Annotated in this window: 15 protein-coding genes; 9 read left to right on the forward strand and 6 right to left on the reverse strand. The window is 58.6% G+C overall.

Features of this window, described 5'->3' with window-relative positions:
- Window positions 1-69: 69 nt before the first annotated feature.
- On the reverse strand, window positions 70-357 hold the full coding sequence (locus SKA53_RS10125; protein ID WP_040482912.1) for a YggT family protein: 288 nt from the start codon (window positions 355-357) through the stop codon (window positions 70-72).
- A gap of 138 nt (window positions 358-495) precedes the next feature.
- Between SKA53_RS10125 and SKA53_RS10130 the strand changes: the two genes are divergently transcribed.
- The 6 genes from SKA53_RS10130 (at window position 496) to arfB (ending at window position 5,703) form a co-directional block, all read left to right on the forward strand.
- The gene (locus SKA53_RS10130) at window positions 496-1,041 is read left to right on the forward strand and encodes an acyl-CoA thioesterase (protein WP_040482913.1); all 546 of its coding nucleotides are present in this window, start codon (window positions 496-498) and stop codon (window positions 1,039-1,041) included.
- A gap of 64 nt (window positions 1,042-1,105) precedes the next feature.
- Entirely contained in the window at window positions 1,106-2,479 is a 1,374-nt protein-coding gene (locus tag SKA53_RS10135) for an MFS transporter (RefSeq protein ID WP_007206042.1), read from the forward strand.
- On the forward strand, window positions 2,467-3,363 hold the full coding sequence (gene mepA / locus SKA53_RS10140) for a penicillin-insensitive murein endopeptidase (protein WP_007206043.1): 897 nt from the start codon (window positions 2,467-2,469) through the stop codon (window positions 3,361-3,363). The genes SKA53_RS10135 and mepA overlap by 13 nt, the downstream gene beginning before the upstream one ends.
- A gap of 73 nt (window positions 3,364-3,436) precedes the next feature.
- Window positions 3,437-4,288, forward strand: coding sequence for an esterase-like activity of phytase family protein (locus SKA53_RS10145; RefSeq protein WP_007206044.1), 852 nt, complete (start codon window positions 3,437-3,439; stop codon window positions 4,286-4,288).
- 73 nt (window positions 4,289-4,361) lie between these two features.
- Window positions 4,362-5,003 carry a queuosine precursor transporter gene (locus SKA53_RS10150; protein WP_007206045.1) on the forward strand — a complete coding sequence of 214 codons (642 nt, stop codon included), beginning with the start codon at window positions 4,362-4,364 and terminating at the stop codon, window positions 5,001-5,003.
- Window positions 5,004-5,289: 286 nt separating this feature from the next.
- Complete coding sequence (gene arfB, locus SKA53_RS10155) at window positions 5,290-5,703, forward strand: alternative ribosome rescue aminoacyl-tRNA hydrolase ArfB (RefSeq protein ID WP_007206046.1); 414 nt, start codon at window positions 5,290-5,292, stop codon at window positions 5,701-5,703.
- A gap of 47 nt (window positions 5,704-5,750) precedes the next feature.
- Here arfB and SKA53_RS10160 read toward each other — a convergent pair whose 3' ends face one another.
- The 5 genes from SKA53_RS10160 to pncA all read right to left on the reverse strand — a co-directional run bounded on the left by SKA53_RS10160 (window position 5,751) and on the right by pncA (window position 10,426).
- Entirely contained in the window at window positions 5,751-6,992 is a 1,242-nt protein-coding gene (locus SKA53_RS10160) for a hypothetical protein (RefSeq protein ID WP_007206047.1), read from the reverse strand.
- A 116-nt stretch (window positions 6,993-7,108) separates the two neighbouring features.
- Entirely contained in the window at window positions 7,109-7,555 is a 447-nt protein-coding gene (locus SKA53_RS10165) for a hypothetical protein (RefSeq protein WP_040482914.1), read from the reverse strand.
- Window positions 7,555-8,847: a nicotinate phosphoribosyltransferase gene (pncB, locus tag SKA53_RS10170; protein WP_007206048.1), complete on the reverse strand. Its 1,293-nt coding sequence runs from the start codon at window positions 8,845-8,847 to the stop codon at window positions 7,555-7,557. Before pncB ends, SKA53_RS10165 begins: the two co-directional genes overlap by 1 nt.
- A gap of 56 nt (window positions 8,848-8,903) precedes the next feature.
- On the reverse strand, window positions 8,904-9,836 hold the full coding sequence (locus tag SKA53_RS10175) for a glycosyltransferase family 2 protein (RefSeq protein WP_007206049.1): 933 nt from the start codon (window positions 9,834-9,836) through the stop codon (window positions 8,904-8,906).
- Window positions 9,833-10,426 (reverse strand): bifunctional nicotinamidase/pyrazinamidase, encoded by a 594-nt coding sequence (pncA, locus tag SKA53_RS10180; protein ID WP_007206050.1) that lies wholly within the window; start codon window positions 10,424-10,426, stop codon window positions 9,833-9,835. The genes SKA53_RS10175 and pncA overlap by 4 nt, the downstream gene beginning before the upstream one ends.
- A 117-nt stretch (window positions 10,427-10,543) precedes the next feature.
- Between pncA and SKA53_RS10185 the strand changes: the two genes are divergently transcribed.
- From SKA53_RS10185 to SKA53_RS10195, 3 genes are read left to right on the forward strand one after another with little or no spacing between them, the layout of a single operon-like run.
- Window positions 10,544-11,782, forward strand: coding sequence for an Hsp70 family protein (locus SKA53_RS10185; protein ID WP_040483261.1), 1,239 nt, complete (start codon window positions 10,544-10,546; stop codon window positions 11,780-11,782).
- Window positions 11,783-11,814: 32 nt separating this feature from the next.
- On the forward strand, window positions 11,815-12,720 hold the full coding sequence (locus SKA53_RS10190) for a rhodanese-related sulfurtransferase (protein ID WP_007206052.1): 906 nt from the start codon (window positions 11,815-11,817) through the stop codon (window positions 12,718-12,720).
- Complete coding sequence (locus tag SKA53_RS10195) at window positions 12,707-13,753, forward strand: AbrB family transcriptional regulator (RefSeq protein WP_007206053.1); 1,047 nt, start codon at window positions 12,707-12,709, stop codon at window positions 13,751-13,753. The genes SKA53_RS10190 and SKA53_RS10195 overlap by 14 nt, the downstream gene beginning before the upstream one ends.
- Window positions 13,754-13,758 lie beyond the last annotated feature (5 nt).

Below are 13,758 nucleotides of genomic sequence, written 5' to 3' on the forward strand. Positions count from 1 at the left end.
AGCGGCATTTTTGCGCCATGGTATCCACCGTGTCGCAAAATGCATCGAGGCGCAGCCGCGGCCCTGCAATCAGACAAAGGCCCCGATATTGTTGATCAGGAAGATTCGCAGGATTTCCAGACCGACCAGCACGATCACCGGAGCCAGGTCAATACCACCCATGTTCGGCATCATGCGGCGCACCGGGCCATAGATCGGGTCAAGCACGCGTTCGAGCGTGTACCACACCTGCCCGACGAATTGCTGGCGCACGTTCAGAACCTCGAACCGGATCAGCCAGCTCATGATGAAATGCGCAATGACGAAAAACCGCACGACGCCGATGATCACGAGCAAGGCCTGTATGATGGTAAGCATGAAAAGATCGCCCTTTTGAAACTGTCGTACTGACCTAAGCGGTTCAGCCTTGTCCGACAAGCCCAAGGTTGCCCCAAGGTCAAAATTGACGTTAACGTCAGGTGGGATCACTTTGCGCCCAGCAGCAAAAGGCGTCGCATGTATCCTGTCATTCGCACCCTCAAGGAAATCATCGTAAACCGGCGTAGGTCCGCACTTGGGCCGATGGAGGCGCATGTGTCGTGGCACCGCTGCTGGCCGCAGGATATCGACATTTATCTCGAGATGAACAACGGGCGCATCCTGACGATCATGGATCTGGGGCGCACCGGGCTTGGTATCCGCACCGGTCTGGTGGCGGCGCTGCGGCGCAATCGCTGGGGGCTAACGATGGCGGGGGCATCTGTGCGGTATCGCAAACGGATCAGGCCCTTCACGCGGTTCCGCATGGTCAGCAAATGCATCGGCTGGGATGACAAGTTCATCTATCTGGACCAGTCGATCTGGATCGGACAGGATTGCGCGGTGCAGATCCTCTACCGCTCTGCCGCGACGGACAGGAACGGGATCGTCAAACCCGAACGGCTGCTGGCCGAAATGGGCATGCGTGATCCGCAACCATCCCTGCCCGACTGGGTGCAAGGCTGGATCGACGCCGACCGTGTGCGCCCGTGGCCGCCGGTCGATCATAGCCCGCAACCCTAAAGCTTGTCTTGCCAGAGCCGTGATTTGCAGTGTCTAGTCCCCGAAGGGACAGTAGAGGCAGGTCATGTCAGTGAGCAAAAAACGTATCTGGGGATGGATGGCGTTCGATTGGGCGTCGCAGCCGTTTTACACGCTTGGCCTGACCTTCATCTTCGGCCCCTATTTCGCTGTCGTCGCCGCCCAGTATTACCTTGGGGCGGGGCTGGACGAGGCTGCTGCAAACGCCCGTGCGCAATGGATCTGGTCGGCAGGCCAGACCGTCGCGGGGTTGCTGATTGCCTTTAGCGCGCCGTTTTTGGGGGCCTTTGCAGACCGGTCGGGGCGCAAGATCCCGTGGATCGCCTTTTTCTCGGTCGTCTATGTGGTGACGACATGGATGCTTTGGGGTCTGACGCCGGACGGCGCATCTCTGATCCTGATCCTGGTCCTGTTTTATATCGGCTTTATCGCCGCAGAAAGTGCGCTGAACTTTGTCAACGCGATCCTACCGTCGCTTGGCAATGACCGCGAGGTTGGGCGCATTTCAGGGTCTGGTGCGGCATTCGGCTATTGGGGCGGGGTGGTGTCGCTGTTTTTGATGCTGCTGTTGCTGGCGGAAAACGATCAAGGCGTGACCCTGCTGGGCAATGCGCCGTTGTTCGGGCTGGACCCTGACCTGCGCGAAGGCACACGGGCGGTCGGGCCGTTCATCGCGATCTGGTATGTGATCTTTATCATCCCGTTCTTTCTGTATGTCCGCGACGACCCCCATGCCCCGCGTCAATCCACCAACCTGCGCGCCGTGACAGGCGAATTGATCGACACGCTGCGATCCGTGGTGAAGCGCAAAAGTCTGTTCAACTTTCTGCTGGGGTCGATGTTCTATCGTGATGCGCTGAACGCGGTCTATGCATTCGGCGGGGTCTATGCAGCACTTGTGCTGGAATGGCAGACGATCCAGATCGGCGTCTTTGGCATCATCGCGGCCATCGCCGCGGCTATCGTGACATGGCTGGGCGGTCTGGGCGATGCGCGCTATGGCCCGAAACCCGTGATCACCGCCTGCGTCTGGGTGCTGATCGGCGTGTCCGTCATCATCGTCGGCATGTCGCGGCAGGCGATGTTTGGCATCCCGCTACCCCAAGGATCCCCGATCCCCGACATGGTGTTCTATGTCTGCGGCGTCTTTATCGGCGGTGCGGGTGGCGCACTATATTCCGCGTCACGGTCGATGATGGTGCGCCACACCCACCCCGATCGTCCGGCCGAGGCGTTCGGCCTGTTCGCCCTGACCGGCAAGGCAACGGCCTTTCTGGCCCCCGCGCTGATTACAATTTTCACAATCGTGACCGGCAGCAACCAGCTAGGCTTTTTGCCGATCATCTTTCTTTTTGTGATCGGGCTTTTCTTGCTACGCTCTGTCAACAAGAACGGAGATCGTGACGCATGGTCCGCCTGACCGCAGCACTCATCCTGAGCATGGGGCTTGCCGCGTGCCAGCCTGATACACCACGGATCGCGGTGACGCAAAACGCAGGCGACACCCGCGTGGCCAAGGTGTTGTTCGGCGCGGCCCCGCGCCCGACAGCACAATCCCCCTCCGCCTTGGGAAGCTATGCGCGCGGCTGTCAGGCCGGCGCAGTCGCCCTGCCCGAAACCGGCCCGACATGGCAGGCGATGCGCCTGTCGCGCAACCGCAACTGGGCGCAGCCGATCACCGTGGATTATGTGCAGGATCTCAGCCGGTTTGCGGCAACCTTGCCGGGCTGGAACGGGATCTATGTTGGCGACCTGAGCCAGCCACGCGGCGGGCCGATGCTGACGGGGCATGCCAGCCACCAGACTGGGCTTGACGCCGATATCTGGATGCTGCCAGCAACACGGCTGGACCTGTCGCGCGCCGAACGCGAGGCGATTTCGTCGATTTCCATGCGGCGGGCGAACGGCGCCTATGTCAACACCGACTGGACCCCGCAGCACGAGGCGCTCATCCGCGCTGCAGCATCCGACCCGCGCACGGCACGGATTTTCGTGTTTCCGGGTGCCAAGGTCGAAATGTGCAACAACGCAACCGGCGACCGCAGCTGGCTGAACAAGGTCCGGCCTTGGTACGGGCATCATTACCATTTCCACGTCCGGCTAAACTGCCCCGCAGGGGACGCAACCTGCGTCGATCAGGCCCCGCCGCCAGCCGGAGACGGCTGCGCCGAAGCGCAAGATTGGGTGAACACTATCCTGAACCCACCACCGCCTGACCCGACAGCACCGCCTGCCCTGCCACGGGGTGAATTGACGATGGCAAGCCTGCCAGGCCAATGCCTTGGCGTGCTGAACGCCAACTGATCTGCGTAAAGCGATCTTAACCCTGCCAGACTATGGTCGGCTATGACGCCTGCCCCAATGAAATGATCCCGCCTTGCGCCTGACCGCATTATTGCCCGCCCTCTGGTTCGCCCTTCCCGCCCAGTCAGACCCTGTCCTGATCGGCAGCCATGCCTGGGTTCTGGATGATCCGCGCTTTGGCGGCTTCTCCGCGATTGAAGTATCAGATGACGGGGACAGTTTTCTCGCGCTGAGCGACCGCGGCGTGTTTGTAAGGGGGCAGTTTGCACGGTCTGGCGACCAGATCACCGGAATCACAGCAGGCCCCATCGTCACGGTGTCAGGCCCCGGCGGGCAGGCGTTGACCCGCGCGGAAAGCGACAGTGAGGGGCTGGCAATCGGTGCCGACGGGACGATCTACGTGTCCTATGAATGGACGCATGGCATCCGCAGCTTTGCCGCCATCGACGCACCCGCGTCCGATCTGATGACGACGCCCGCGTTTGACGGGATGCAGACCAATGCATCGCTGGAAGCCTTGGCCATCGACCGCGATGGCGCGCTTTATACCATCCCCGAACGGTCTGGTGGCGCGACGCAGCCATTCCCCGTTTTCCGGCTGCGCAATGGCATCTGGGACCAGCCGTTCAGTATCCCGCGGCGGGGCGCGTTTCTGGTCGCAGGCGCGGATATCGGGCCGGACGGGCGGCTTTATGTGCTGGAACGGGATTTTCTTGGCATAGGGTTTCGCAGCCGGGTCCGGCGGTTTGATCTGACCGGCGGGAACGAACAGGTTCTGTTGGAAACGCGCCTGCGCGCGCATGACAATCTAGAAGGTATCAGCGTCTGGCAGGACGAACAGGGACTGCGGATGACCCTGATCTCGGACGACAACTTTCGCGCGTTCCAGCGGACCGAGATCGTGGAATACAGGTTGACGGACTGACAGGCGGGCGTTAGGTCGCGCTGTCCCCTTTGGGGGCCAAGTGCCGCACCCTTGTCAAAACGGAAACATTCAAATGACACGCATCCTTCCCGGCGTTATCGCCATGGCCGCCATCGTTGTGGCCTCAAATATCCTTGTGCAATTTCTGATCCTCGATGGCCTGCTGACCTGGGGGGCATTCACCTATCCGCTGGCGTTTCTTGTCACCGACGTCATGAACCGCGTCTACGGCACCCAAGCCGCGCGCAGGGTCGTGTTCGCGGGGCTGATCGTGGGGATCATCTGTTCGCTGATCGGCAGCCAGATCATGCTGCAAGGCGACGGGTACGAATACCCCGCCGTTGCACTGCGCATCGCGATCGGGTCGGCGACCGCCTTTGCCGTCGCGCAGATGCTCGACATCGCAATGTTCAACCGGCTGCGCGACGGGTCGTGGTGGAAAGCGCCCTTGGGCAGCACGCTGGTCGGGTCCACCGTGGATACGGTGATCTTTTTCGCGATTGCGTTTTCGGCGGTGTTCAACGGGCTGTCGGCAGCGGCGGCAGATGAAATCATCTGGGCGCAGGACGCCGTGCCGTTCTTGAACGCGGGGCCGCTGGTGCCGCTGTGGGTATCGCTCGCCGTGGCGGATTGGGGGGTCAAGCTGACCATCGCACTGTTGGCGCTGTTGCCATTCCGCCTGATTGTTGGGCGAATGCAGCGGGCGAAAATTTAAACGCGAGTGGTGGTATATTTTTACTTGAAATATACCAAATCTGTGCAACTCTACGGATATCGAAACATTTGAAAGGAGGTGATCCAGTGCATCATGAAGTTCTGGAGACGTGTGGCGGGACAACTTGGGGGGCGCGCAGCTAAGGCAGCCCTTGGCTGAATTAACCCCAAGGTGGAGATCCTAACCGACCCACCTCCGACATTCAGGAAAGGGCTATCCCAACGCGGGGTAGCCCTTTTTGACTTTGAGGCCTCCGGCGGGAGTATTTCGAACAAAGCGAGGCGAGATGCGCATCACCGACCAGATCGAGATTGCCGATTGGGAGCTGACAGAAAGCTTTGCCCGCGCGTCCGGACCGGGCGGGCAGAATGTGAACAAGGTATCCACTGCGGTCGAATTGCGGTTCGAGGCGGAACGGTCCCCCAACCTGCCCGATCCGGTGAAACGGCGGCTGCGGCGGCTGGCGGGGCGGCGCTGGACGAATGACGGGGCCATCGTGATCTTTGTGCAGGACACCCGCAGCCAGGCCCGCAACCGTGACATCGCCCGCGAGAGGCTGGCCGAACTGGTCCTGTCCGCCACCGTGGTCCCCAAACGCCGCGTCGCCACGAAACCGACCTATGGGTCGGTCAAGCGGCGGCTGAAAGAGAAGAAGGTGCGCGGGGAAGTGAAGGCGATGCGGGGGAAGGTAGATGAGTGATGGGGATTGCTATCGCTCCCTCATCTAAAAAGTAGGTTAAAATACTGCTATGCTTGATCCTGAAAAACAAACTTAAAGAAAGCTAACTGCTTTTGCTCGTCGTTTAGCTTATGGTTCGATAGCATCTGACCTATCGCGTCCTTTGCGTCACTATGCTGTCCCGATATTAACTGCAGCGCACTATGAGGCTCGTAAACATTGTAGCGAGTAAATGCGTCCTCAAGACTGCGGATGACTAAACGATAATACAAAAACGCGTTTTCGACCAATGGGGCAATAAATGGACTTCTGCTCCCTGAATGAACAATGTCGTTGCGCTCCCTATAAATTCTATTGACCTGCCAAGAAACTCTACTCTCATGCGTTGTCGTTTTACCAAGACCATCTTTTGGATTTAGAAGTACTCGTTGCAATGACCAGACCCTGTTCATCAGCAATGGACTATCAGCCAGGGACTTCATTAACATCTTTTGATATGCAGGCTCTCCAATCAAAATACTGCCTAGCCTCTCAGCCGGACTTGCACCAGCGCCGTGGTCATCAAGAACTTTCTGAAAACTACCCCCAACGCTAGCGGCACAAACCGAGAAGCAATTTTGAAACTTTGACAATAAATATTTTCTCGCAACACACGGAACGATCAGCTTATTAAAGTGTACTATTCTAACGTGTTTACCATCATCTTTTGACGGAGCAGGTAGAAGAGCCTCAAATGCAGACCATAAAGTAATCAACTGAGTCTCAGAATCAGATGAGTTGGCCGCTAACGAAGCAGAGTTTAGCGACCGCAACATCATGCCCATCGTTTTTCGGTCGCTCATCACTTCGCTAGCAAGAGCGTACTCTGCAAAACTCTTAACTGATTTTGATGCCGACTTAATCATGCTAGACTTTGACGGCAAAGATGAAACAGTTGACTTACGCGAAATCTTGTGGAGCTTACTTGTTTTTCCTTCTATGACGATGCACTCATCTTCTAATGCCTCACGCAATCCGGACGGGTAGATAAACAAGAAAGAGCGTGGAAGAGTTAAGAAGCTCTCGACGCCCTTAACAGCCGAATAAGGATCTCTTGCCTTGTACTGAGTTAACACCAATATTTTTTTGTCAGCAGGCAAACCTATCTTTTCAGGCTCTATGATCTTCACTTTAGGTGGAAGAGATTCAATGTTCGAGTAAGCTGGTATTGAGAAAACTCCTGATAGGAAATTAATATAACGAGAACTACCTATCAACAGAATCGTAAAATCGCCACCGCCATCGCGGTGAAATTTGTCGAAAAAACCCATTAGTAAATATCTTGAGCACTGCTTGACCCTGTCTTTACAAAATAATTCTTTAACTGATTGCTCGACCCAACCTCGATGGAATCCAGAGCCAATCAAAAATGAAATGTATAGCTTTGTTAGAACAAGTAGCTCACTTTTCCCCCCTCAGTTTCGCAACACTGAATTATCATTTCCTCACAGGTTCTTCGGTATTCCTTTTTTACTAATCGTTGAGCGAGCTTTGTTCTGCTATTAATTTCTTCTGTTGTTTCTGTAATCAGCGGTGTAATCACAGATACGTCTAGCTTTAAATCTGAAAGTATCTTCTTTACAACCAAATCGCTTTTTATGGCTTCATTAACTTCATCAACTATTGAGCCAATCGAAGCCTTAGGAAACTGCCTGTCTATCACTTTCTGGCTGTTAACTAATAACTCAGCCAACTTTAACGGAGTTGAGAGCGCGTGAACTCTGTAACTGTCATGTGACTTAGGGTTAACTAACTCAGCACAACGCTCAGCAAAAAGCTTATAGCGAACTGCGTTTGGTGTTTTTGGCCAAATTGTATCGCCAACACTGTGCATTAGACCACAACCTCAACCCTTTTCTGATCCCCCACCCCAAACACTCGCTTATAACGTGCAATCTCGTCAAGAGGCCCCATCGCCTTGTTGGGGTTGTCGCTCAGCTTGACCGTGGGCCGGCCGTTCGCACTCACTGCCTTGCAGACAAGGCTGAACGGCGCCAGCGCGTCGTCTGCCACCAAGCCTATGAAATCATTGGTCAGCATCGTCCCCCAGCCAAAGCTGACCCGCACCCGTCCGGCGAATTGCTGGTGCAGTTCGATGATCTTGGCCACGTCCAGCCCGTCGGAAAAGATGACCAGTTTCTGGCGCGGATCCTCGCCGCGTGACTGCCACCAGGCGATCGCCGTCTCGGCCCCCGCCGCCGGATCGCCGCTGTCCACGCGGATGCCCGTCCAGCCTGCCAGCCAATCGGGGGCGCGGTCCAGAAACCCCTTGGACCCAAAGGTGTCGGGCAGGATGATCCGCAGGTTGCCGTCGTGTTCCTCCTGCCAGTCGGCTAGCACCGCATAGGGCGCGTGGCGCAGAGCTTCGTCGCTGTCGGCCAGTGCGGCATAGACCATGGGCAGTTCGTGGGCATTGGTGCCGATCGCCTCGATCTCGCGCTGCATGGCGATGCGGCAGTTGGAGGTGCCGGTGAAATTGGCGCCCAGCCCTTCCATCATCGCCTGCACGCACCAGTCCTGCCACAGATAGGAATGCCGCCGCCGCGTGCCGAAATCGGCCAGCCGCAGGTCGGGGATATGGCGCAGGTCCTCGACCTTTTCCCACAGCTTTGTCATGGCGCGGGCGTAGAGCACCTGCAATTCGAACCGCCCCAGCGTTTTGAGCACCGCACGGCTGCGCAATTCCATGATCACGGCCAGCGCGGGGATTTCCCACAGCATGACCTCGGGCCAGGACCCTTCGAAGGTCAGTTCATACTGCCCGTCGATCTTTTCCAGATGGTAAGGCGGCAGTTGCAGGTTTTCGAACCATGTCATGAAGGCGGGGGTGAACATCTGCCGTTTGCCATAAAACGTGTTGCCGCGCAGCCACGTGCTTTCGCCCCGCGTCAGCCGTAGGCTGCGGATATGGTCCAGCTGTTCGCGCAATTCGCCTTCATCCACCAGATCAGCCAGCCGGATGGTTTTGGTCCGGTTGATCAGGCTGAAGGTGACCTGCGTGTCGGGATGGTTGCGGAACACCGACTGGCACATCAGCAGTTTATAGAAATCAGTATCAATGAGCGAGCGGACGATCGGGTCGATCTTCCATTTGTGGTTCCAGACGCGGGTGGCGATATCGACCATGTTGTTCCCCTGACGGTTTGGGGTGTTAGAGCAAGTGACCGGCCTGAGGGCAAGGGTTAGGCTTGAAGAGTGTTATGCGCAATTCTGCGCTGGTATCGCTTTTTGCCGGCGCATTTAATCTGCCAAAAAAGCCAGGCGCGCAGGCGCAAACGAAAAGGCTGCAGGTCCCTTAAAAGAATCTTTGGCGTTTCCTTAACGCCATTGTACGCCGCAAAACGAAGGCATCTCCGGATCAGGGCCCATTGTTCCGCCGAGTGAGTTTTGAAATAGTTCTGGTTACGCTGGAAGGTGCGCAAATGACACTGGGATTCAATTAATTTGTCACTTCCGCGTGTCAGCTGGGGCGCATCGCTCCCCGAGACAGCATAGCTGCGACTATAGATGCAGCCTGGTTCAGTCTCGAACCATGCTTTTTGTCGATGGCCGTAAAGCCTAAAACAATAATCCGTATCTTCGTCTAGCTTCTGATCGACATAGATTGGACCAAGCTCGGTGAACACTTGCCGCCTTATCCAAAAGCCCTGACTAAATGCTGGTAGGCGGTCAAGAATAGGCACGTCGTCACCCACCAAGCCACTAGAAATTCGTGGAGTCTCATCATACCGGGCAAGGCTGAGCGGTTGATCAATCCCGTTGATCTCAGCTAGCCGCGCAAACCCCCAATCAGCGCCACTTTGCGCTGCCGCAGCCAGCACCCGCCCCGGATAATCCGCGACCATCACATCATCATCATCCAGAAACATCACGATCTCGCCCTTGGCCTGCGCAATCCCGTGGTTGCGGGCACCTGCGGCGCCTTTGTCGCCTGTGTTGGTCGTGATCCGCAGCCGTGGGTCGGTGACATCGCACAAGGCTGTCTGGGCGGTATCGGACCTGTCGTCGATCACGATGACTTCGCCATCCTGCGGGCAGGCCGCCAAGGCGGAGACTACAGCCCGTTGCAGCAAGGCAGGCCGGTTGTAGGTCGGAATGATGATCGAAACCGTCATACCAGAACGACACCCGCCGCCTGCATGTCCGCCTTGGCCCGCGCCAGTGATCCGTCGAAATCAATCGCTCGGCACAAATCCAGCCGGACCATGACGTCGAACCCCAGCTTTGCCGCATCCAGCGCGGAATAGGCGACGCAGAAATCTGTCGCCAGCCCGACCAGCGTGATCCGGTCGATACCGCGCGTGCGCAGATATCCTTCCAGCCCGGTCGGCGTGTTCCGGTCGTTTTCGAAAAACGCCGAATAGCTGTCGATGGCCGGATTATGCCCTTTGCGCAGGATCAGATCGGCGCGGTCCACCGTCAGATCGGGGTGAAACTGCGCGCCAAGCGATCCCTGGATGCAGTGATCCGGCCATAGCACCTGTGGGCCGTAGCGCATGTCCATCATGCTCATCGGGGCGGCACCATGGGTCGATGCAAAAGAAGAATGCCCCGCTGGATGCCAATCTTGCGTCAGCACGACGATATCGAAATCACTCATCGCCACATTGATCCCCGGCACGATCTGGTCGCCTTGCGCCACGGCCAGCGCCCCGCCGGGGCAAAAGTCTTTTTGCACGTCGATCACGATCAGCGCATGTGTCATGGCGGCTTTCCTGTCTTGCTTCACCCACAATCTGCCATTGATTTGTCGCAAGCGAAACCCGAGGGCTTGCGCCTTGCCTGCAATTTTCCTATCGGCGGCATCTTTGCAGGGGGCATGATGGCAACGCTCGGGATCGATTTCGGCACGTCCAATACGGCGGCGGGTGTCATGGTGGCAGGCAGGCCGCATCTGATCGCCGTCGAACCGGCGCAGTCCACCTTGCCGACATCGGTGTTCTTTGACCCCGATCGGAAGGTCACGCTCTATGGGTCCGCGGCCAATGCCGCCTTAATCGAAGGTCGCGAAGGCCGCTTCATGCGCGCGCTGAAATCGGTCTTGGGCACGCCCTTGCTGCGTGAACGGCGCATGATCGCGCATGAACGCCTGACCCTGCTAGAAGTCGTGGCGCGGTTTCTGGCGATGATCCGCGCAAAGGCCGAGGCCGAGACGGGCCAGACCTATAACCATGCCCTGTCGGGGCGTCCTGTCCGGTTTCATTCCGCCGACCCCGCCCGCGATGCGCAGGCCGAACTGGACCTGCACGAGGCTTATCTGCTGGCCGGTTTCCGCGATGTCACCTTTATGAACGAACCCGAAGCAGCGGCGCTGGCTGCTGGCCCGCTGGACAAAGGCGCCTTGGGGCTGGTCATCGATATCGGCGGCGGCACGTCAGATTTCACGATTTTCGAACGCGACGGCAGCGCCACGCGGATTGTCGCCAGCCACGGCGTGCGCGTCGGCGGCACCGATTTCGACCGTGCGCTGTCACTCGCGCAGGTGATGCCACTGCTGGGGCGCGGTGCCGAGATCGGCAATGCCATCGGCAACGGGCGGCATCTGGCGCCAAATGCGATCTACAACGATCTGGCGACATGGCAGAAAATCCCTTTCGTCTATACGCCTGAAAACCGCCGCATGGCGGCAGGTTTTGCCAAACAAGGGGTCGATCCTGCCCTGTTCGCGCGGTTGCAGACTGTGCTGGACATGGAACTGGGTCATGACATCGCCTTTGCCGTCGAGGCTGCCAAGATCAGGCTGAACGCCCCCGACACCGACCAGACCGGCATCGATTTGCGCTTTGTCGCCTCCGATCTTTGGGCGCAGACCCTCAAGGCGGAAATGGATGCAGCCCTTTCCGATCATACTGCCGCGATCAGGGCCTGTGCGGTGGACACACTGGCGCAGGCGGGTATCACGCCAGACCGGATCGCAAAGATCGTCTTTGTCGGCGGGTCCAGCCTGTTGCAGGCAGTCGAGGCATCGGTGAGCCAGCTTTTCCCGCAGGCAGCGCTTGAACGCGGCGAGGCGTTCACCGCTGTCGTGGATGGGCTGGCGCTGGCATCCGGCCCCTCTTGAACCTGATGGCGGGCAGGCGTAACTCAATGCCCATGTATATCGTCGCTGCCCTTTACCATTTCACCCGCTTTGCCGACCCTGCCACGCTGCGCGGGCCGCTTTTGGACCTGTGCCGCGCGCGCGCGATCAGCGGCACGCTGTTGCTGGCAGGCGAAGGCATCAACGGCACGATTGCTGGCGACCGCGCCGGTGTTGATGCCGTGCTGGCGCATATCCGTGCCTTGCCCGGTTGTGCCGATCTGGACTGGAAAGAAAGCACCGCCGTTGACGCCCCGTTTCATCGCATGAAAGTCCGGCTGAAACGTGAAATCGTGACCATGGGCCAGCCGGATATCGACCCGGTGTCGCGGGTGGGCCATTACGTTGAACCTGCTGACTGGAACGACCTTATCAGCGCCCCCGATGTCGCTGTCATCGACACCCGCAACGATTACGAGGTTGCTATCGGCACCTTCGACGGCGCGATAGACCCACAAACCAAGTCTTTCGGCGAATTCCCCGCATGGTGGGAAGCCAACAAGCACCGGTTCCACAACAAGCGTATCGCGATGTTCTGCACCGGCGGCATCCGCTGCGAAAAATCCACCAATTACCTGATGGGTCAGGGGGTGGAAGACGTCTATCACCTCAAGGGCGGCATCCTGAAATATCTGGAGGAAGTCCCGCAAGACGCCAGCAAATGGGACGGTGAATGTTTCGTCTTTGACGGGCGCGTCAGTGTCGGGCACGGGCTGGCCGAGGGGCCGCATATCCTGTGCCACGGTTGCCGCCGCCCGCTGCTGCCCGAGGACCGTCATCATCCAGCATTTGAACAAGGTGTCAGCTGCCATCATTGCGTGGACGAGACGACCACCCAGGACAAGGCCCGTTTCCGAGAACGGCAAAAGCAGATCGCCTTGGCAAAGGGCCGTGGGGTCCGGCATATTGGCGGGCTTTGATCGCAAGACAGCACTGGCGCTGCTGCTCGGGCTGACGGGTGGCGTGGTGGCGTATTTTGTGGGCCTCCCACTGCCTTGGATGCTGGGGCCGATGATCGCCAATGTCGCCGCCGCCATGCTGCGCGCACCGGTCAAGGGGCCAGCCGGGCTGCGCAATATCGTCGTGCCGGTGATCGGTGTGCTGCTCGGGTCGGGTGTCACGGCAGAGCTGTTCGGGCTGGTCTCGACATGGGTGCTGACGCTGGCCCTGCTGCCGCCTTTCCTGCTGGTCGCGGCGGGGGTGTCGTTCCTGATCTACCGCCGCGTCGGGGGCTATGATCCCGTCACCGCCTATTACGCCGCCATGCCCGGCGGTCTGAACGAGATGATCCTGTTAGGGGCAGAGGCTGGTGGCAGCGAACGCCAGATCGCCCTAGCCCATGCCGCGCGGGTGATGATCGTGATTATCTTCGTCGCACTGTTTTTCGGGCTGGTGCTTGGTGTGTCGGCGGGTGGCACAGGTGGCGCCAACTGGACAGCGCTTGATGCGCTGAGCTTGCGCGATTACGCCGTGCTTGGCCTATGCGCCATCGCGGGGGCATGGCTGGGCAAAATCGCGCGCCTTCCTGCCGCCCCCGTCTTTGGCCCTATGATCCTAAGCGCGATCGCCCATTATACTGGCCTTGTCACCGTGCCGCCGCCAAGCCTGTTTGTGATCGCAGCCCAACTGACCATCGGCACCGTGATCGGCACCCGCTTTGTCGGGGCAAAAATGGCCGACCTGCGGCGTGAACTGGGGCTGGCGGCGCTCGCATCGGGGATCATGCTAGCCATCGCCCTCGGTTTCGCCGAAGTGATCGTGCTGGCGGGCGGAATGCCGCTGGCACAAGCGTTTCTGGCCTATGCGCCGGGCGGGCTGACGGAAATGTCGCTGCTCACCCTCGCGATGGGGCAGGATGCGACCTATGTATCAGTGATCCACGTCATCCGCATCACGCTGGTGATTGCGGCCGCACCCCTTGTTTTTGCAATGATCCGCAAACGCGCCCTTTGATTGGA

The organism is Yoonia vestfoldensis SKA53 (assembly GCF_000152785.1).
Classification (GTDB): domain Bacteria; phylum Pseudomonadota; class Alphaproteobacteria; order Rhodobacterales; family Rhodobacteraceae; genus Yoonia; species Yoonia vestfoldensis_A.